A 17,636-nucleotide genomic window follows, 5' to 3' on the forward strand; every position below is an offset into this window, starting at 1 on the left:
CTTCCATCCTATACTGGCTGCCATTTTGGCAAATACACCAGGGATACGATGCATCCTTCCCTGAAACGACTGACACCGGCGATCGCCGCGCTAACCCTTGCGGCATGCGGCGGTCAGCAGCACCGTTTCCAGCCAGGGATCGCGTATCACGGCGATCGACGACAAATTGAACTGATGTAACCCGGGAGTGGCCGCCTGCGCGAAGCGGACGGCCACTGTCATCTTCAGCGCTGCCTGCGGCGGCGCGCCAGCAGGCCGATGCCGGCCAGGCCCACGACCAACATCATCGTACCGGCCGGCTCGGGCACGCTGGACACCAGGGTGCCATCCACCCTCAACCCCTGCCCCAGTCCCAGGAAGGTCGCGTCATACCACGCCCCGCCCTGCATCAACGCATAGCCGCCCAGTGCTTGCGGCGCCATGCCCGGCATGCTGCTTTGGCTGCCGGCGCCATAGCTGGCCGAGAACACCACCCAGTAAGTGCCCGGTCCCACCTTCCAGTCCAAGGCTGAAGCCCCATTCCAGCCCAGCGCTCCGGCACTGGTGGCCACACTGGCCGACTGCAGCACGCTGCCCGGTATGAAGCCGCCGTCGCCATCGCCGCTGTTGCTGAACAAGCTGATGCCCACCGTGCCGGCATCGGTGCTGAAATAACCTGCGATGCTATCGATGGTCAGCGCACCCGCCACCGAGAACTGGCCGGCATAGCTATGGTTGGCGTTAAAGGCCCAGCCGGAGCCGATGGCGTTGGACGGCGTACCCGTGTCGACCACCAGCGCAGCCCGCGCCGCACCGGACATCAGCCCAAGCGCAAGAAGAAAAATGAAACTCAATCGTTTGACGAACATGCGTTTCTCCAGCATCCAGAAGTGGGTTTATTTGAGTTTGCCGGCGCCGGCGTTGGCAGGCACGGACGTCAGCGTGGCCGTCGCGGTCTGCAGCGCGTACAGGTAAGGCGGCGTCCACAGGTTTGCGGCGCTTGGCAGCGCAAAGCCGCACTGGCCGTCGACCAGATTGGTGCCCGCCTTGTCGCTGACGAAGACATGGCCGGATGAGCGGAAGCCGGTGTAGTCCTTGCCCTTGATGGCTTTGCCGCAGAACTCAGTGAGCTTGAGGCCTGTGATGTTGTAGTAGTGATTTTCGATCAGCATGTTCGAGTGGTAGCGCGCATCGGTGCCGCTTTCGAACTTGATATCGGCATCCTTGGTGGAGACGCTGCCGGTGATCAGGTTGTTGAACATGTGAACCTGGCCGTAGCGATTCAACGGCAATCGCGTGGTCGCGCCGTCCCACCAGTTGCCGCTGAACGTCACATGCATGCGGCCCTCGTCGCTCCAGGCGCGGCCGGAGTCGCCGTTCCCCACCAGCGTGGTCTTGTGGTGCTTGCCGAAGTAGCTGTTGGAGATGGTGACGTAATCGCTGCCCCGCACCACATCGAGCGCGCCATCGTGCCGCGTGGTGTAAGGGGCGACGGCCAGCGAGTCCGGCGTGTCGCCGTCGGTGATGGTCAGGTGGTCGAGGTAGATGTTCTGGCCGCGCGATACCGTCAGGCCGTCGGCGTAGGCATTGGCCGAGTCCTCCGGATTGACATCCCAGGGCGTATCGAGCACCAGGTTGCGCACGATGACATTGCGGGTCCAGGTCGGATAATCGTCGCCGTCCTTGCCGTCGGCGATCCACTTCTTGAAGTCGGCCTCGGGATCGCCGCCGGCCGTCAGCGCCAGCTCGCCGCCGATCAGCAGCGCCGTGCCGGTGATGCGCGCCGCGCGGCCCTGTGCGTCGTTGATACCGACCAGCGTGGTGTTCGAGGGCAGGCTGATCGAACCGCCCAGCTTCTGATCCGAGTAGCTGGTGTATTCCTTGAACACCGTGTTGTTCTGGCTCCAGCGCAGATCGATATGGCCGATCACGCGAATGATCTTCGGTTCGTTGCCGGCTTCATTGATGGCAGCGATCAGCTGCTGGCCGTTGTACACGGTGTAGATGCGGTTCGCGGTGGCCGAGCCGCCGCCCGTCACCAGCACCGGCGTCTTGCGCGTGCGAGAGTGCCAGCCGGTGGCCGGCGCGCTATTGCGTTCGAAGGTGAGCACGCCGCCGGTCGGATCGGCCGAGGCGAACTGCCACACCGGCAGCTTGGGCGCGGCCATGTAGTTGGCGGGATCGTGCAAGCCGCTGACCAGCACCGGGGCCGAGTAATTGCGCACGCCGTATTGCGCCGTTTGCAGCGGAGTGCTGGCGCCGACGAGGGTCTTTGCGTCTATCGTGGCTGCCTGCGCGGCCGATGCCAGCAGAATGCCTGCGGCGATAAGTGAATATTTCAAGGTTGTCTCCATTTTTTTTGAAAGTAACTGGCAATGCAAGTGACGATTCGTACCCACGTGTTGGTGCCATGCGCGCCGGAGCGAGTCAGGGTCGATATATGCCAACTGGGTGGGTCTGGATAAACATTCAGCATCCGACTGCGATGACTGAAACAGGCACCTTGCGTACCTGTCGCCGTTGCGACGAGGGCTGGTAGCCGAGGTCGCGCAGGTCAAGAATCGAAGCCGGCCGATGATTCACACCGGCGTCGAATAAATTGATACTAATCTGTCAGAAAAAAATATGCAACAAGCTTTCAACGGGATTCGAAGTGCGGCCCGGCGCCTTCCTGCGCCAGCGCGTCCTGCGCGTTGCGCAGCGGGCAGGCCTTCAGCGACAGACACCCGCAGCCGATGCAGCCGTCGAGCTGATCGCGCAATTGCGTCAGCGTCTTGATGCGCTCTTCCAGCTCCAGCTTCCACGCGGCCGACAAACGGCGCCAGTCGGCGACGGTGGGCGTGCGTCCCGACGGCAGCGCATCGAGCGCTTGCGCAATGGCCGCCAGCGGCAGGCCAACGCGCTGCGCCACCTTGATCACGGCCAGCCGCCGCAGCACGGAGCGTGCGTAGCGCCGCTGGTTGCCGCTGGAGCGCACCGAATGTATCAGGCCCTTGGCCTCGTAAAAATGCAGCGCCGATACCGCCACGCCGGCGCGTTCGGCCAACTCGCCGACGCCGAGTTCCTTCGGAGGGGATGCCATATAAAATCCTTGACCTCAAGTTAGGTTGAGATTTTATAGTGTCTGCACATTCACTGCTTGAAGGACACCATGAAATTCATCAACCCACCCGGCCTGTACGACCCGCGCCCCAACGGTTATAGCCACGTCGTCGTCGCCGAAGCGCCGGCGCGCATCATCTACATCGCCGGCCAGGGCGGCGAGGACGCCGAGGGAGTGCTGTCCGAAAGTTTTGAGGCGCAGGTCAAGCAAGCGCTGGGCAATCTGCAAACCGCCCTCGCCGCCGCCGATGCGCGACTGAACAACGTCGCCAAGGTCACGGCACTGATCGTCGATCACAGCGAAGAACGGCTGGGCATCTTCAGCAGCACACTGCGATCCTTGTGGGGCGAACACCCAGCACCCGCCTGTACGCTCATCCCCGTGCCGCGCCTGGCGCTGGACGGCATGCTGTTCGAAATCGAAGCCACTGCTGTCATTAACTAATCCGACACCGCAGGAGGCACATCAACACCTCCTGCCTTCCCTTGTCGACAAGGTAGTACTACACTGATACATCAGGCGCGATCAGGGGATAGCCATGGCAACGCTAAAAATCTCTCTACCAGATGACTTGGCCAAGGAAGCCGAGGAAGCGGGGCTGTTGATCCCAAGCGTGCTCGCAACACTGCTGCGCGATGGAATACTTCAGTTGAAGATGAACCAGATCTTTACAGAAGTCGAGGATCAATCTGGATCGCTAATGACCATGGAAGACATCTTGGCTGAAAAGCGTAGCAATAGTCATGCGCCAATGGAATGGGTAAAACAATGTTCCGAGTTTGGCGAAAAATTACATCAACGGCGAATGGGCCGTCTATTCTCCAACATGGAAAAAATGGCGGCACCCAGCGGCAAGCCCATGTCGTTGGACGAGATCCAAAAAGAAGTGAAAGCTGTTCGGGCAGAGCAGCATGCGAATCGTGCTTGACACCAACGTCGTGATCTCCGGCCTGATCTGGAACGGAACTCCTGGAAAAATCCTGGCCGTTGCCAGATCGCGGCGTGCCGAGATCTTCACCTATATCGAGCTGCTCAACGAACTATCACGTCAGCTCAAGGCAACTATTATGCTCCACCTTCCCGCAGAAGCGCCCAAAGCATAGCCGTTCAGCATCGAGGCAACGCATCGCCTCGATATCAATTTCGCGGCTGCGGGCCCACCGTTGAACCAGAAAGTAAAACCGGCTGCCACAGCTCTTGCAGCTCGCCGGCCGGCTTGCCGTCCACCAGCGCCAACAGCATCTCCACCATGCGGGCGCCGGCCTTGTGGGCCTCGGGTTGGTCGATGGTGGTGACGTCGATGCCGGCCAGCGTATCGGCCATGCTGCCCCAGACGATCACCGAGATCTCCTTGCCGATGTCGATACCCGCATCGAGCAGCGCGCGCACTGCGCCAACGCCGGACAGGTGATTGTCGACGATGACGGCGGTAGGCCGCGGCGAGCACGCCAGCAACTGCTGCATCGCCTGATACCCGCTGCGCCGGTCCAGCGTATTGTCGATCAGGTAGCGCGTATCGACCACCAGCCCGGCCGACGCCATCGCCGCCACAAACGCATCCTTGCGCTGACGGGCGAAGTTCAATTCCAGCGGCGCGCTTACCAGCGCCACGCGCTGATGCCCCAATCCCAGCAAACGCTCCATCGCCATGCGGATGCCCGCCGCATTGTCGTAGTCGAACCACGCATACGGCGCATCGAGCTCGGTGCGGCCATGCGCGACAAAGGGGAATTTGGATTTGCTGAGAAACGCGATACGCTCGTCGCGCACCAGCGTGCGGCTGACCACCAACCCGTCGACCCGCCGTCCGCGCACGATCTGCTGGTACGAGGGCTGCTCCGCCGCCGGCGACACCGGCGCGATGATCAGGTTCTTGCTGACCGCCTCCAGCGCGGCCGACATGCCGGCCACCACATCGAGGAACATCGGATCGCCCAAATCCGCCGGCAGCAGCGGATAGATAATCCCGAACACATTGGTACGCCCCAGCGCCAGCGAGCGCGCCATCGGATTGGCCTGATAGCCATTCTCCTTGGCGGCCTTCAGCACGCGCTCGCGGGTCCGTCCATTCACCTCGGGATAACCGTTTAACGCCCGGCTCACCGTGGTCTTCGACATGCCGAGTAAATTCGCGAGGCGCTCCAGGTTCATAGACAATTGCTCAATGTTGACCGCTGATTATAGCGGACGGGTCGAAACCACCACCACCGTCATCGACCGCTTTTTTGAAAAAATACAACATAATCAAGACGATAGATATCGGCACCAGCGTCAGGTAGAAAGCGAAGTGGCCGCTGAAGTTGCCGAACACGTAGCCGGTGATCAGCGAGCCGGTGGTGCCTCCCAACGCAGAAAAAATCACCAACAGCCCTGTCATGGCCGAATGCTGGTTCTTCGGCAGGGAACTGAGCATCACCGAATTGATGCCCGGATAGATAGGCGCCATGAACAGCCCAATCAGCGGGAACAGGAAAGTCGCCAGCGGCGCGCTGGACCAGCTGATGTTGGGATCGGCCACCACGTCATGCGTCAACGGCAGCGCCAGCAGCACCATGGCCGCCATGCCGATCACGCAGGCGTTCATCACCGGATACCAGTTCAACTTGCGCATCAACACCCCGGCCGACAAACGGCCTATCGCCAGGCAGGCGGCGAAGATGCTCGTCACCTGCACGCTCATCGCCGCCGGCAGTTTCAGGATTTCGTTGTTGAAGGTCGGCAGCCAGGTGCCCACGCTTTGCTCGATCAGCACATACAGGAACGCCGTGATGACGAACACGCACACCAGCGGCTTGAAGAACAGCTTGAGCATCGCCGCGAAATCCTGGGCGATGCTGCGGCCTTCCGGCAGCGCCGCCATGTCCTCGTTGAAGGGAGTGGTCAGCAGCAGCGCGAAAGTCAGCGCGCACAACACGGCCAGCACCCAGTACACCTGCAGCCAGCTGCGCGACAACGGATCGGACGAATCGATGAAGTAGCCGAACACCCAGTAGGCGCTCAACACGCCGACCATGAAGAAGCCTTCCAGCAGGTTCATGATGCTGGCGTGCTGCTTGCGGTCCGCCGCGATCAGGCCCAGCGTCGAATACACCGACACCTTCACCAGCGCGAACGACACGCCGACGCAGAAGAACAGCAGCTTGGTGGTGGCGAAGGATGGCAGCACCGGCATCGCCATGCAGGCGGCGGTGACGATGGCCAGCCCGGCCAGCATGGCCTTCTTGTAGCCCAGGCGCGGCAGGAAGGACGCGATCAGGAAGGACACCGCCGCAATCGGCAAATCCTTGAACCCTTCCAGCACGCTGGCGCCGGACTTGCTGATGCCGTAGTTGTTGATGACCTGAAGGATGACCGTGCCCACGCTATTGAGCAGGATCGCGAATACAAAGTAAATCAGAAATAGCGCAAGTAGAATGCGATTGTTCTTCATACTGTCTCCGAATTTTTATAATTTATATTATTTAGTATGATTCGAGATTGAAGTCGCCCAGGCTCGTGATGACCACGTCGGCCTGGGTGAGCACAAAGGGATGGCCTATCCCCAGTGCGAACATGCCCGCCGATTTGATCGACGCCACGCCCGCCACCGCATCCTCCACGCCCAGACAGTCTTCCGGCGCCACACCCAGCTCCCGCGCCGCCTTCAGGAAAATCTCCGGATCCGGCTTGCCGCGAGCGATGGTCGCCGCATCGACCACGTAATCGAATTTATCGGTGATGCCCAGGCGGCCCAGCACCGTAAAGGCGTTCTTGCTGACCGAGGCCAGGCCGATGCGCAGGCCCGCAGCGCGCACCACGTCCAGCGCCCGCACCGCGCCCGGCAGCAGATCCGCCGACGACATGGTGGCGATCAACTCCTGGTAGTGGCGGTTCTTCTCGTCGGCCAGCGCCAGCTTTTCCTCCTGCGTGTACGCCCGCTTCGACGACGCCAGGATCAGGTCCAACGATCCCATACGGTCGATGCCCTTCAGGTTTTCGTTGAAGGCGTGGTCGAAGTGTACGCCCTGCGATTCCGCCAGGCGCTTCCACGCCAGGTAGTGATAGTGGGCGGTGTCGGTGATCACGCCGTCCAGGTCAAAGATAACGGCTTTAAAGCGGCTCATGCAAAACTCCTCGATTGCGTCGGTTTCGACAGCGTCAGTGCGACGGCTTCGCCGCCGTGGGTAAAGTCCAGCGTCTCGCCTTGCAGCAGGCGGTAGTCGGCGCGGCCAGGCTCCACATGCACCTCCAGCAGCGCACCCTTGAAATGAATCTTGAACGTGTAGTGCTGCCACTGCTTCGGCACCGACGGCGCAAAATGCAGCTCGCCGCCCACCACGCGCATGCCAGCGAAGCCGTACGCCACGCCCATCCACGTACCGGCCATGGCCGCCGTGTGCACGCCGTAGTGCGTGTTACCGTGCGTGTCGTCCAGGTCGAGGCGCGCGGTCTCCATGAAGTAGTCGTAGGCCTTGTCCTGATAGCCCACCTCCGCAGCGATGATGCTGAAGATGCAGGAGGACAGCGAGGAATCGTGCGTCGTCACCGCCTCGTAGTAGTCGAAGTCGCGGCGCTTGTCTTCCAGCGTGAACTGGTCGGACAGCAGCAGCAGCGCCAGCACCACGTCCGCCTGCTTGCACACCTGGTGGCGGTAGATCACCATCGGGTGGTAGTTCAGCAGCAGCGGGTAGTTCTCTTTCGGCGTGTTGGCGAAATCCCACACTTTCTTGGACAGGAAGCTGTCGTCCTGCGCGTGGATTTGCAGCGCGTCGTCATAAGGAAGGTTCATCAGCGATGCGGCGCGGCGCCACTCGGCCGGCTCTCCCGCAACCAGCGCGGTGGCGGCGGCGATGCGCGCGAACTCCGCCGGCGCCTGCGCCTGCAACTGCTCCGCGATCGAGGCCGCAAAGTTCAGGTGCATCTGCGCCATCGCGTTGGTGTAGTAGTTGTTGTTGACCAGCGCCGTGTATTCGTCCGGCCCCGTCACCTGGTTGATGCAGTAGCGTCCCTCACGGTCGTAGCTGCCGATGCCCATCCAGATGCGCGCCGTCTCCATGACGATTTCCGCGCCATGCTTGACCAGGTATTCCTGATCGTCCGTCGCTTCCATGTACAGCTTGATGGAGTAGGCGATATCGGCGTTGATGTGGTACTGCGCCGTCCCCGCCGGGAAGTAGGCCGAGCACTCGTCGCCGGCGATGGTGCGCCACGGGTACAGCGCGCCGGTGGCATGCGACATCTGGCGCGCGCGCTCGCGCGCCTTCGGCAGGCCGGCGTAGCGGTACTCCAGCAGCTTGCGGGCGATCTCCGGCTTCGAGTACAGGAAGAAGGGGAAGATGTAGATTTCCGTGTCCCAGAAATAGTGGCCTTCGTAGCCTTCGCCCGTCACGCCCTTGGCGGAGATGTTGGTCTTGCCGTCGCGGCCCACCGATTGCAGCAGGTGGAACTGGTTGAAGTGGATGCCTTGCTGGAGCGCGTCATCGCCGGCGATCTGCACGTCGGCCTGCTGCCAGAAGTCGGCCAGGTACTGTTCCTGCGCCAGGCGCAGCTCGTCGAAGCCGCCCGCCTTGGCGGTGGCCAGCGTGTCCTTGCTGCGCCACATCAGCTCCGCCTCGGCGTAGTCGCGCGACGAGAAGTAGCTGCCGTATTTGTTCAGCGTGATCGCCTGGCCGGCCTGCGCTTGCACTTCGTAGGTCTGCGTCAGGCGCTGCTCCACCTGGGCGATTTCGATGGTCGCATCGGCGCCGGTCAGTTCGGTATCGATGGCGCTGACCAGCATGAAGCCGCTGTTGTGCGTACGCTGCACCAGCGCCGCGAAGCCGACGTTCTGTTCGTGCGCCACCATGTGCAGCGACTGGCCCGACACCGCCGAACCTACGCGCGGATCGTCACCGGCTTCCTGGTTCTTCACCGCGCCATCGAGCGACGACACCAGCCGCACGCGGCCCGCGAAGTTCAGCGGCGTCACCGTGAACTCGATCGCGAACAGATGCTTGTTCTCGAAGCACACCAGGCGGCGGCTGTGCAGCTTCACGCTGCGGCCCTGCGGCGAGGTCCATTCCACCGTGCGGGTCAACACGCCGGTGCGGAAGTCCAGCACCCGCTCGTACGCCTGCACGAAGCCGGACAGCAGATCGAAGCGCTCGTCCTCCAGCCACAGCTCGATGCCCTTCGCGTTCGGCACGTTCAACATGAACTGGTTCACCTTGGCCAGGCCGTAGGCCGCCTCAGGATACTGGATGGGCTCCGATTCGTAGAAGCCGTTCAGGTAAGTGCCGTCGAGCGAGGTGCCGGCCGGGCCGCTGTAGCCCTCCTCGCCGGTGCCGCGCAGGCCGATGTAGCCGTTCCCCAAAGCGAACAGGGTCTCGTCGAGAAAGTGGGAGTCGGTGTCGAAACTGGTCTCGCGGATGCACCAGGCTTCGAGGGGATAGGTGTGTTGTTGCACAGCGTATTCCTTAAAAATGCGATTCAAAGCGGTTTGAATTTTGAAAAAAGCCGGTTTTTGGACGTTTTTGGCTTTTTTCAGGGGAAAACGGGAAAACTAGGTCTGGCGTACCATCAAGGTGGTCGGCAGCATTTCGGACGCGACCGGGAGGCCTTCGATCAGGCCCAACATCTTCTTGGCCAACAACACGCCACCGTCGCGCAGGTACTGGTGCACGCTGGTCAGCGGCGGCACGAAACTGGCCGCGCCGGGCGTATCGTCGTAGCCGATGACGGAGACATTCTCCGGCACCCGCAAATTCTTCTCGGCCAGCGCGCGGATCGCGCCCATGGCCAGCAAGTCACTGGCGGCAAACACGCCGTCGAAATTGGCGCCCTTCTTTTTCAACAGCGCGGAGATGCTGTCGAAGCCCGCCTCGAAGGTGAAGGCCTTCGGACGGATGATATGCACCGTCGCCCGCCCGCCCATCGCGTCGATGAAGCCGGCGCAGCGTTCCTGCACCTCGGCGTGGTCGACGTCGCCCAGGAACACCAGCTTCTGCCGGCCCTGCGCGATGAAGCGCTCGGCGGCGCTGATGCCGCCCTTGCGGTTGTCCGAGCCGACCACGATGTAATCGGTGTCCGGCTCCGGCGCTCCCCACACCACCAGCGGCATGCCGGTCTGCTGCAAGGTACGCACCGCCTCGCCGTGCGAGCCCTGGCCCAGCAGGATCAAGCCGTCGGCGCCCTGCACCGGCGCCGTGTTCATCAACTGCTTGGACGTCAGCACCACGCTGTAGCCGGCCGTGGTCAGCTCCTGCGTGATGCCGCCCAACAGCTCCAGCGGATACGGGTCGGACATCGGCCGGCCGCGCACGGGTGTCATTTCCACCACAACCGCCACCGAATAACTGCGGCCCATGCGCAGATTGCGCGCACTGACGTTGAAACGGTAGCCCTGCTCATTGGCCAGCGCGCGGATTTTCTCGCGGGTTTCCACCGTCACCAGCGGACTGTCGCGCAGCGCGCGGGAAACGGTGATCTTGGAGACGCCGGCCAGCTTGGCCAGGTCTTCCATCGTCAATGCTGTTTCGGCTTTGCGGGCTACAGACTTATTCGAAGGCATTGATCGCTCATAGGTTGAAAACAGGGGGTGCGCACGCATTATGACAGAAATTTTTCGTTTGTCGCGGAAAATGACATCGATAACATTTTGATTGACATCGATATCATTTCTTGTTTCAATGGCCCATCTTCACGAAAAGCGGAAGATGGGGATGGAACTACCGCAGGCTGTTTTTGCTGGTGGCGCGCCGTCCAGGAGACGATTTACACCATAAGAAAGCACAGACCACATGAAAAGCCAGAATCCGTTCTTGTTATCCGCAGTCACGGCTGCCGTCCTCACGCTCGTCAACCAGACCGCCGCACAAGCTCAAAGCGCCGCGCCGACCGAACCCGTACCGTCCAAGGAAGTCGCCGCCGAAGTCCAGCAAGTCGTCGTCACCGGTGTCGCCTCGGCGCGCGGCGTGCGCAAGGTCGACTCGGCCTTCTCCATCACCACCGCCACCGAAGAACAACTGAAACAAGCCTCGCCGAGCAGCACCGCCGACGTCATGAAACTGGTGCCGGGCGTGTATGCGGAATCGACCGGCGGCCAGTCCGGCGCCAACATCGAAGTGCGCGGCTTCCCGTCCGGCAGCGATTCGCCTTTCGTCTCGGTACAGCTGATGGGCAACCCTATCTTCCCGCCGCCGACGCTGTCGTTCTTCGAAGGCTCGTCGGCCTTCCGCCTGGATGACACGGTCGAGCGCGTTGAAGTGCTGCGCGGCGGCCCGTCCACCATCTGGTCCAACGCCCAGCCCGGCGCGACGATGAACTTCATCCTCAAAGAAGGCACGGACACGCCGGAAGGCTCGGTGCGCTTCACCACCGGCACCGGCAGCCTGCGCCGCGTCGACATGTACTACGGCGGCAAAATCAGCGACGGCTGGTACGGCTCGGTCGGCGGCTTCTACCGCAAGACCGACGGCGTGCGCGACGCCGGCTTCCCGGCCGACGACGGCCACCAGCTGACCGCCACGCTGACCCGCAAGCTCGACGACGGCAAGCTGACCATGTACGTCCGCAACACCGACGACAAGAACGCCTTCTACACCGGCGTGCCGCTGATCTCCAGCAACGGCGGCCACACGATTTCGGCATTCCCCGGCTTCAATCCGCAAACCGGCACGCTGATGAGCGGCGAAATGCGCAACTTCACCATCGAAGCCGCACCGGGCAAGACGTTGAACCGCGACCTGGCCGACGGCCGCGGCCTGAAAGCCACCGTGTTCGGCGCGGACTTCGACCAGAAGATCGGCGAGTGGAGCGTATCGAACAAGTTCAACCGCTTCGACGGCGACCTCAACACCAACGCCATGTTCACCGGTAACAACCCGCTGTCGATGAACGATTACCTGAAGGCGGCCATCGCCTCGGCCAACGGCAACGCGGCAACGGTCGCGGCGGCCGGCGGCAAACTGGCCACGGCCGGCAGCGCCACCTATGTGCACGGCGGCGCGGTCGACGGCAACCAGCAGGTGGTGCAGGCCGGCCTGTGGTCGGTGGAAAAGAAACTGGCCTCGTTCACCGACGAACTGCGCGTCAGCAAGGACATCGGCCACGGCAACACCGTCACCGTCGGCGGCTACTTTGCCGACTACTCGTCGCGCGACGTCTGGTACCTGGGCAATAGCCACCTGATGACGGCCGTGCCGCAGGCCAGCCTGATCAACGTCACCCTGAACAACGGCGTGGTGGTGTCGAAGAACGGCACGGACGGCAATGTGTTCTACGCGCCGGTCGCCTCTTACGACGGCCGCAACACCGCCGCCTTCATTTCCGACGAATGGAAAGTCAACGACCGCATCAAGATCGACTTCGGCATGCGCCATGAACAGCAGAAGATCAGCGGCACGATCTCCAACCTGACCTCGGCCGATACCGACAACAATCCGCTGACCGTGTACAACAACGGCACCTCGATGCCGGACGGTTCCAACACCTACCTGAGCCGCACCGACAGCGCCAACTCCTTCACCATCGGCGGCAACTACAAGCTGGCCAAGGATACGGCGGTGTTCGTGCGCGCCAACCGCGGCCACACCTTCATTTCCTTCGACGACCTGCGCGGCGCCGGCAACCAGAAAGCGGTCGACGACCGCGGCATCCTGCCGACGCCGAAAGTAAGCCAGTACGAAATCGGCTTCAAGACCGCGAGCCAGATGTATAGCGCCTACATCAACGCCTTCCACACCGAGTTCGACGGCATCGCCTTCTCGCAGGTGCTGGCCGACGGCCGCGAGCTGCATTCGATCAGCGGTTCCAAGGGCAATGGCGTGGAATTCGAACTTGCCGTGCGCCCTATCGAAAACCTGCAACTGGCGTTGACCGGCGATTACCAGAAATCGGAATACCGCGACAATCCCGACACCGCAGGCAAAACCGTCCAGCGCCAGCCGAAGCTGCAGTTCCGCTTCACGCCGACCTACAAGATTCCTTTCGGCGACGGCAACTCGGCCAAGCTCTACGCCACCTACACCTCGATCGGCGAGCGTTGGGCGGACCAGGCGAACCAGCAATACCTGCCGTCCTACCGCACCATCGATGCCGGCGTGCTGTTCTCGCTGGGTGACAAGATCGAAGTGCGCCTCAGCGGCACCAACCTCAACAACGAACTGGGGCTGACCGAGGGCAATTCGCGCCTGACCGCCGGCGGCACCGGTCCGATCAACGCACGTCCGCTGTTTGGCCGTACCTGGGAAGCGTCGGTCTTGTACCGCTTCTAAACTGTTCCATCCCTCCCTCACAGGCAAGGCGTAGTTCGCCTTGCCTTTTTTGTTTTTCTAGCCTAATCTGCAATTGATCGTGCTCAACACGATTCTGCCTTGCTATGTCCAGAATTTTTGCCTAGAGGTTAGATTGTGGCTTCCGTAACGTCCGTCAGTGCGCTGCAGGCATCGATAGCACAGGCCGAAAGGCAGGTGCAAACGGACCAGACACGCGTGAGCCAGGACGCCAACCGGCTGGAGCAAAGCCGCCAGCAGCTGACCAAGGACAAGCAGACGCTGAGCGATAGCCAGCGCGAGAGCGATCAGGCGTCCGCGCCGCCATTGAAAGCGGCGCCAACCCCGAATTTGAATAATGCGATAGAGAAACCGTCACGCGCGCAGCAGGTGCTGCCGGCCGACCTGGCCGCGCCGCCCAAGCCGCAGATCAACGCCCAGGGCGAGACCATCGGCAAGCTGATCAACGTCGTCGCCTGACTCAGGCGGCGGCCATCGCCGCTTCCTGTTCCTTCACCCTTTCCCACCATTTTCCATCGGCCAGCGGCAGGCGGATATCGAGCGCCTGGCCGATCTCCGGCGTGGCCAATGGCAAGCGGCGGTCCGCCGCCAGCTCGGCGATGCGGTCGAAGGGGTCGTGCCACGCGTGCAGCGACAAATCGAAGGTGCCGTTATGAATCGGCAGCATCACCTTGCCGCGCAAATCGATGTGGGCCTGCAGGGATTCCTCCGGCTGCATGTGCACATCCGGCCATTGCGGATCGTAGGCGCCGGTTTCCACCATGGTCAGGTCGAAGGGGCCGAACTTGCGGCCGATTTCCTTGAAACCGTCGAAGTACCCGCTATCGCCGCTGAAAAACACCTTCACGTCGCGGTCCTCGATGACGAACGAGGCCCACAGCGTCTTGTTGCGGTCGCTCAGGCCACGGCCGGAGAAGTGCTGGGCCGGCGTCGCCACCAGCTTCAGGCCGGCCACATGGGTAGCCTCCCACCAGCTCAGCTGCTGCACCTTGGCGGCCGGTATGCCCCAGGCGACCAGGCGGTCGCCCACGCCCAGCGGCGTGATGAAATGCTCGGTCTTGGCGGCCAGCTTCATCACGGCGGCGTAGTCCAGGTGGTCGTAATGGTCGTGCGACAGGATGATGCCCTTGATCGGCGGCAGCTCTTCGATGCTGATCGGCGCCTGGTGGAAACGCTGCGGCCCGGCCCACTGCACCGGCGACGCGCGCTCGGAAAACACCGGATCGGTCAGCCAGAAATGGCCGTTGAGCTTGAGCAGCACCGTCGAATGTCCGAGGCGGAACAGGCTGCGATCCGGAGCATCCAATAACTGCTGCTGCGTGATCGCATGAACGGGGATAGCCTGGCGCGGAACGGTGTCCTTCGGCTTGTCGAAGGCAAAGCGCAGCATGACGCCCAGCGACTTGAAGAAGCCCATCTGGTGCATCTTCACCGGATTGCGGAACTTGCCGTCGCGGGTACGCGGCGCGCTGGGCACGGACAAACCATCGAGGGCGGATTCAGCGGTAACGGATTGATAAGTCATGACGGGCGACTCCTGGATTGACAATGTACACTACACAGTGTAGTTCTTATTTTTTGAAAAGTAAACTAGTCGGTGTAAAATAAAGCCATGAACACGCCCCTCAAACTGACCGACCGCAAACGCCAGGCCATCGTCGAAGCCGCCATCGCCGAGTTCCGTGTCAGCGGATTCGAATCGACCAGCATGGACAAGATCGCCGCCACCGCCGGTGTTTCCAAGCGCACGGTGTACAACCACTTCCCCAGTAAAGACGAACTGTTCGCGCAAATATTGCATGAGTTGTGGAATAGTTCGATGGCACAGGAGCAGCAGCCCTACGATCCGGCCGTGCCGGTACGCGAGCAATTGCTGGCTTTGCTATGGAAAAAGATGGCCATGCTGCAGGACAGCTACTTCCTCGACCTGGCGCGGGTGGCGATCGCCGAATCCATCCACTCGCCCGAGCGGGCGCAGGAGATGGTGACGCGGCTGACCCGCAAGGAAGAGGAAGCCGTGGCCTGGCTGCGCGCCGCCCAGGCCGACGGCAAGCTGACCAAGGCCGATCCGGTGCTGGCCCCGCAGATGCTGACCGGCCAGCTGAAAACCTTCGCCTTCTGGCCGCAGGTGACGCTGAACCAGCCGCCGCTGGACGCGGCCATGCAAAAGAAAGTGGTCGAAGCGACCGTCGATATGTTCCTGGCCTACGCCGGCTGAATCAGGCTAGGCGAAACTGACCGAGTAAATCGGCGGCAAGGTGGTGGAGATGGTCTGCCACTGGCCGCCGCCATCCTCCGACAGCCAGGCGCCGCCGGTGGTCGATCCCATCAGCAGGATCTGCCCGCAATCGCTGACGGCCAGGCCGTGGCGATACACCAGATCGTAGCAATGCTGCTGCGGCAAGCCGCCGCGCCAGGCGGTGAAGTGCTTGCCGCCGTCCGTGGTGCGGGTGACGGCCAGGGCCGCATGCGCCGCGATGCGCTTGCTGTCCGCCTCGGCCGGCACGAACCAGGCCGTCTCGCCATCCTTGGGATGCACGGCCGTCACGAAACCGAAATTCGATAGCGGCGCGCTGTGCACCTCGGTCCAGTTGGCGCCGTTGTCCACCGAGCGCCAGATGCCGTTGTGATGCTGGCACCACAGCTTGTCCGGCTCGGCCGGGCAGCGCACGATGCGGTGCGGGTCTTGTATCTGCTGCACATCCGCCATTTCCGGCGGCATATAGTTCGCCTTCATGCCTTGCGCGCGCAGCGACCAGCTCTCGCCGCCGTCGGTGGTCAGCCAGGCGCCGCCGCAGGAGATGCCGACCAGCACTGACCTGCTGTCGCGTGGATCGACGCAGATGCTGTGGATGCCCGGCACGTCGTAACCGCCGCCCATCCACTGCGCGCGCTCGGGCACGTTCCACAGCCCTTCCACCAGTTGCCACGTCTCGCCGCGGTCGTTCGAGCGGAACAGGCCGCCCGGCAAGGTGCCGGCCCACAGCACGCCCGGCTGGTCCGGCCCGCCCGCCGCCAGCGACCAGATCTGCTTGACCGTCCACTCGACCGGATCGGCGGAGTCGGTGGGCTTGGTGGGAAAGGCCGGCGCCGCCACCTCGACCCAGTTGTCGCTGCCCGCATCGCGCCGGTGCAGCTTGGCGCCGAAGTGGCCCAGGTTCAACGCCGCGTACAGCGCGCCGTCGCGCCGGTCCGGCAGCACCATCGACACCGGGTCGCCCAGGAAGTGCTGCTGATCGATATGCCACGCCTCATGGGTGCGGTAGATTTCAAACAGACCTTTGCGGGTGCCGATGTAGGCGCGGTCGGACATGTCAACCTCCAGAGAGAGCTTGCAAGATATAGACTTTGGATAGGGGAGCCAGCGCGTCGTTCAAGATTTTCCGCTCGCGGGTGCGCTGGCCGTCGATGAAGATGACGACGTTCTCGCGCAACTGGCCCTGCTCGTCGAGCACGTAGCCGCGCAGCCGTGGGTGGTCGGCGAAGGTGGCGTCGAGGGCGCTGCGCAGATCTGCCGCCTTGGTCTCCACCTGCGGCACATCCATGAAGCGGCCCAGTTGCTGGGTAAAAATGAGTTGCGCCATCGTTGTGCTTATTGGTCTGATCGACGGGAATTCAGATTCTATGCCCGTTTCGAATAAAATGAAAATGCATCAACTAATGGAGCGCCGCATGACGATCACACCGCAAGAGCTGGAACTGTTGATGGAGGAAGTGGAGAAGGAAGACCCGATCGATTTCGCCGACTTGCCGTTCGACGAACACGATCTGCGCGGCCTGATCTCCAACCACCTGTGCGAGATGGCCGAGGCGATGGAGAGCTTCAGCGAGGAAGACAAGCACCTGACCCTGCTGGCCGTGGCGGCCAAGCTGGTGCTGGAAAACATGGTGCTGAATATCCAGCTGATGCGGCGCCACGGCGTGCCGCTCAGCGAATCGACCGACGCGCTGCTAAGCCGCCTGCGCAAGCGCGACGACGGCCCGGCGACCTAAGCGATCCGCGAAGCGGCGGGCGCCTCGATGACCAGGTCGGTTACGGCGATGGCCACGCAGGGCAGGATGTAGCCTTCGCGCTTTTCGTCCAGGCTCAGGCCGGGCCACTCGATCAGGTAGCGCACCGTGCCGCTGGTGCTCAGGCAGATGCAGGTGCGGCAGGTGCCGTTGCGGCAGGAGCTGGGCAGGCGCACGCCGGCGCGCTCGGCGCTTTGCAGCACCGTGGCCGGCGCCTGCGCGTCGAAGCGCCATCCCTGCCCCGCCAACGTCACCTTTACCGCAGCATCCATGCCGATTCCCGATTTGCCCCG

General features: G+C 62.5%; 20 protein-coding genes. 7 read left to right on the forward strand and 13 right to left on the reverse strand.

Going from position 1 to position 17,636, the window contains the following annotated elements; genetic code table 11:
* Positions 1-90: 90 nt before the first annotated feature.
* From DUGA2_RS34825 to soxR, 4 genes are all read right to left on the reverse strand, one after another.
* Positions 91-222, reverse strand: coding sequence for a hypothetical protein (locus DUGA2_RS34825; protein WP_286162316.1), 132 nt, complete (start codon positions 220-222; stop codon positions 91-93).
* A 2-nt stretch (positions 223-224) separates the two neighbouring features.
* The gene (locus DUGA2_RS21560) at positions 225-848 is read right to left on the reverse strand and encodes a PEP-CTERM sorting domain-containing protein (RefSeq protein ID WP_168167811.1); all 624 of its coding nucleotides are present in this window, start codon (positions 846-848) and stop codon (positions 225-227) included.
* A 27-nt stretch (positions 849-875) separates the two neighbouring features.
* Positions 876-2,321, reverse strand: coding sequence for a polysaccharide lyase family 1 protein (locus DUGA2_RS21565; RefSeq protein ID WP_229214745.1), 1,446 nt, complete (start codon positions 2,319-2,321; stop codon positions 876-878).
* Positions 2,322-2,617: 296 nt separating this feature from the next.
* Complete coding sequence (gene soxR, locus DUGA2_RS21570) at positions 2,618-3,061, reverse strand: redox-sensitive transcriptional activator SoxR (protein ID WP_070271531.1); 444 nt, start codon at positions 3,059-3,061, stop codon at positions 2,618-2,620.
* Between the two features lie 69 nt (positions 3,062-3,130).
* On the opposite strand from soxR, the gene DUGA2_RS21575 reads away from it, so the two are divergent.
* The 3 genes from DUGA2_RS21575 to DUGA2_RS21585 all read left to right on the forward strand — a co-directional run bounded on the left by DUGA2_RS21575 (position 3,131) and on the right by DUGA2_RS21585 (position 4,185).
* A complete protein-coding gene (locus tag DUGA2_RS21575) occupies positions 3,131-3,526 on the forward strand; it encodes a RidA family protein (RefSeq protein WP_070271560.1) in 396 nt (131 codons plus the stop codon).
* A 94-nt stretch (positions 3,527-3,620) separates the two neighbouring features.
* Entirely contained in the window at positions 3,621-4,010 is a 390-nt protein-coding gene (locus tag DUGA2_RS21580) for a hypothetical protein (protein WP_141753334.1), read from the forward strand.
* On the forward strand, positions 3,994-4,185 hold the full coding sequence (locus DUGA2_RS21585; protein ID WP_070271533.1) for a putative toxin-antitoxin system toxin component, PIN family: 192 nt from the start codon (positions 3,994-3,996) through the stop codon (positions 4,183-4,185). The genes DUGA2_RS21580 and DUGA2_RS21585 overlap by 17 nt, the downstream gene beginning before the upstream one ends.
* 34 nt (positions 4,186-4,219) lie before the next feature.
* Here DUGA2_RS21585 and DUGA2_RS21590 read toward each other — a convergent pair whose 3' ends face one another.
* From DUGA2_RS21590 to DUGA2_RS21610, 5 genes are all read right to left on the reverse strand, one after another.
* Positions 4,220-5,233 (reverse strand): substrate-binding domain-containing protein, encoded by a 1,014-nt coding sequence (locus DUGA2_RS21590; protein ID WP_070271534.1) that lies wholly within the window; start codon positions 5,231-5,233, stop codon positions 4,220-4,222.
* Between the two features lie 10 nt (positions 5,234-5,243).
* Entirely contained in the window at positions 5,244-6,512 is a 1,269-nt protein-coding gene (locus DUGA2_RS21595) for a sugar MFS transporter (protein WP_070271535.1), read from the reverse strand.
* Between the two features lie 31 nt (positions 6,513-6,543).
* Positions 6,544-7,185 carry a beta-phosphoglucomutase gene (gene pgmB / locus DUGA2_RS21600; protein WP_070271536.1) on the reverse strand — a complete coding sequence of 214 codons (642 nt, stop codon included), beginning with the start codon at positions 7,183-7,185 and terminating at the stop codon, positions 6,544-6,546.
* Positions 7,182-9,506, reverse strand: coding sequence for a glycoside hydrolase family 65 protein (locus DUGA2_RS21605; RefSeq protein WP_070271561.1), 2,325 nt, complete (start codon positions 9,504-9,506; stop codon positions 7,182-7,184). The genes pgmB and DUGA2_RS21605 overlap by 4 nt, the downstream gene beginning before the upstream one ends.
* Before the next feature lie 96 nt (positions 9,507-9,602).
* Positions 9,603-10,610: a LacI family DNA-binding transcriptional regulator gene (locus tag DUGA2_RS21610; RefSeq protein ID WP_070271537.1), complete on the reverse strand. Its 1,008-nt coding sequence runs from the start codon at positions 10,608-10,610 to the stop codon at positions 9,603-9,605.
* Positions 10,611-10,839: 229 nt separating this feature from the next.
* Here DUGA2_RS21610 and DUGA2_RS21615 point away from each other — a divergent pair, with 229 nt between their 5' ends.
* Positions 10,840-13,314 (forward strand): TonB-dependent receptor, encoded by a 2,475-nt coding sequence (locus DUGA2_RS21615; RefSeq protein WP_070271538.1) that lies wholly within the window; start codon positions 10,840-10,842, stop codon positions 13,312-13,314.
* A gap of 216 nt (positions 13,315-13,530) precedes the next feature.
* Positions 13,531-13,791: a hypothetical protein gene (locus DUGA2_RS21620; RefSeq protein ID WP_229214746.1), complete on the forward strand. Its 261-nt coding sequence runs from the start codon at positions 13,531-13,533 to the stop codon at positions 13,789-13,791.
* A gap of 1 nt (position 13,792) precedes the next feature.
* Here the strand turns inward: DUGA2_RS21620 and DUGA2_RS21625 are convergent, their stop codons facing one another.
* Entirely contained in the window at positions 13,793-14,857 is a 1,065-nt protein-coding gene (locus DUGA2_RS21625) for an MBL fold metallo-hydrolase (protein WP_070271540.1), read from the reverse strand.
* A gap of 87 nt (positions 14,858-14,944) precedes the next feature.
* Here DUGA2_RS21625 and DUGA2_RS21630 point away from each other — a divergent pair, with 87 nt between their 5' ends.
* Entirely contained in the window at positions 14,945-15,550 is a 606-nt protein-coding gene (locus DUGA2_RS21630) for a TetR/AcrR family transcriptional regulator (protein ID WP_070271541.1), read from the forward strand.
* 6 nt (positions 15,551-15,556) lie between these two features.
* Here the strand turns inward: DUGA2_RS21630 and DUGA2_RS21635 are convergent, their stop codons facing one another.
* Together DUGA2_RS21635 and DUGA2_RS21640 are read right to left on the reverse strand one after the other, a co-directional pair.
* Positions 15,557-16,645 (reverse strand): sialidase, encoded by a 1,089-nt coding sequence (locus DUGA2_RS21635; RefSeq protein ID WP_070271542.1) that lies wholly within the window; start codon positions 16,643-16,645, stop codon positions 15,557-15,559.
* A 1-nt stretch (position 16,646) separates the two neighbouring features.
* Positions 16,647-16,916, reverse strand: coding sequence for a thiamine biosynthesis protein ThiS (locus tag DUGA2_RS21640; RefSeq protein WP_070271543.1), 270 nt, complete (start codon positions 16,914-16,916; stop codon positions 16,647-16,649).
* Between the two features lie 88 nt (positions 16,917-17,004).
* On the opposite strand from DUGA2_RS21640, the gene DUGA2_RS21645 reads away from it, so the two are divergent.
* The gene (locus DUGA2_RS21645; protein ID WP_008443796.1) at positions 17,005-17,325 is read left to right on the forward strand and encodes a hypothetical protein; all 321 of its coding nucleotides are present in this window, start codon (positions 17,005-17,007) and stop codon (positions 17,323-17,325) included.
* On the opposite strand, the gene DUGA2_RS21650 is transcribed toward DUGA2_RS21645, so the two are convergent.
* On the reverse strand, positions 17,322-17,615 hold the full coding sequence (locus tag DUGA2_RS21650) for a 2Fe-2S iron-sulfur cluster binding domain-containing protein (RefSeq protein ID WP_070271544.1): 294 nt from the start codon (positions 17,613-17,615) through the stop codon (positions 17,322-17,324). The genes DUGA2_RS21645 and DUGA2_RS21650 overlap by 4 nt on opposite strands.
* Positions 17,616-17,636: the final 21 nt, after the last annotated feature.

Source organism: Duganella sp. HH101 (assembly GCF_001758795.1).
Classification (GTDB): domain Bacteria; phylum Pseudomonadota; class Gammaproteobacteria; order Burkholderiales; family Burkholderiaceae_D; genus Rugamonas; species Rugamonas rivuli.

What these genes read in the sequence shown, in the direction of transcription:
- DUGA2_RS21575 (WP_070271560.1), top strand. Translation starts at nt 3,131, where the DNA reads ATGAAATTCATCAACCCACCCGGCCTGTACGACCCGCGCCCCAACGGT.
- DUGA2_RS21610 (WP_070271537.1), bottom strand. Translation starts at nt 10,610, where the DNA reads ATGCCTTCGAATAAGTCTGTAGCCCGCAAAGCCGAAACAGCATTGACG.
- DUGA2_RS21580 (WP_141753334.1), top strand. Translation starts at nt 3,621, where the DNA reads ATGGCAACGCTAAAAATCTCTCTACCAGATGACTTGGCCAAGGAAGCC.
- DUGA2_RS21615 (WP_070271538.1), top strand. Translation starts at nt 10,840, where the DNA reads ATGAAAAGCCAGAATCCGTTCTTGTTATCCGCAGTCACGGCTGCCGTC.
- DUGA2_RS21625 (WP_070271540.1), bottom strand. Translation starts at nt 14,857, where the DNA reads ATGACTTATCAATCCGTTACCGCTGAATCCGCCCTCGATGGTTTGTCC.
- DUGA2_RS21585 (WP_070271533.1), top strand. Translation starts at nt 3,994, where the DNA reads ATGCGAATCGTGCTTGACACCAACGTCGTGATCTCCGGCCTGATCTGG.
- DUGA2_RS21590 (WP_070271534.1), bottom strand. Translation starts at nt 5,233, where the DNA reads ATGAACCTGGAGCGCCTCGCGAATTTACTCGGCATGTCGAAGACCACG.
- pgmB (WP_070271536.1), bottom strand. Translation starts at nt 7,185, where the DNA reads ATGAGCCGCTTTAAAGCCGTTATCTTTGACCTGGACGGCGTGATCACC.
- DUGA2_RS21635 (WP_070271542.1), bottom strand. Translation starts at nt 16,645, where the DNA reads ATGTCCGACCGCGCCTACATCGGCACCCGCAAAGGTCTGTTTGAAATC.
- DUGA2_RS21560 (WP_168167811.1), bottom strand. Translation starts at nt 848, where the DNA reads ATGTTCGTCAAACGATTGAGTTTCATTTTTCTTCTTGCGCTTGGGCTG.
- DUGA2_RS21595 (WP_070271535.1), bottom strand. Translation starts at nt 6,512, where the DNA reads ATGAAGAACAATCGCATTCTACTTGCGCTATTTCTGATTTACTTTGTA.
- DUGA2_RS21645 (WP_008443796.1), top strand. Translation starts at nt 17,005, where the DNA reads ATGACGATCACACCGCAAGAGCTGGAACTGTTGATGGAGGAAGTGGAG.
- soxR (WP_070271531.1), bottom strand. Translation starts at nt 3,061, where the DNA reads ATGGCATCCCCTCCGAAGGAACTCGGCGTCGGCGAGTTGGCCGAACGC.
- DUGA2_RS34825 (WP_286162316.1), bottom strand. Translation starts at nt 222, where the DNA reads ATGACAGTGGCCGTCCGCTTCGCGCAGGCGGCCACTCCCGGGTTACAT.
- DUGA2_RS21640 (WP_070271543.1), bottom strand. Translation starts at nt 16,916, where the DNA reads ATGGCGCAACTCATTTTTACCCAGCAACTGGGCCGCTTCATGGATGTG.
- DUGA2_RS21630 (WP_070271541.1), top strand. Translation starts at nt 14,945, where the DNA reads ATGAACACGCCCCTCAAACTGACCGACCGCAAACGCCAGGCCATCGTC.
- DUGA2_RS21650 (WP_070271544.1), bottom strand. Translation starts at nt 17,615, where the DNA reads ATGGATGCTGCGGTAAAGGTGACGTTGGCGGGGCAGGGATGGCGCTTC.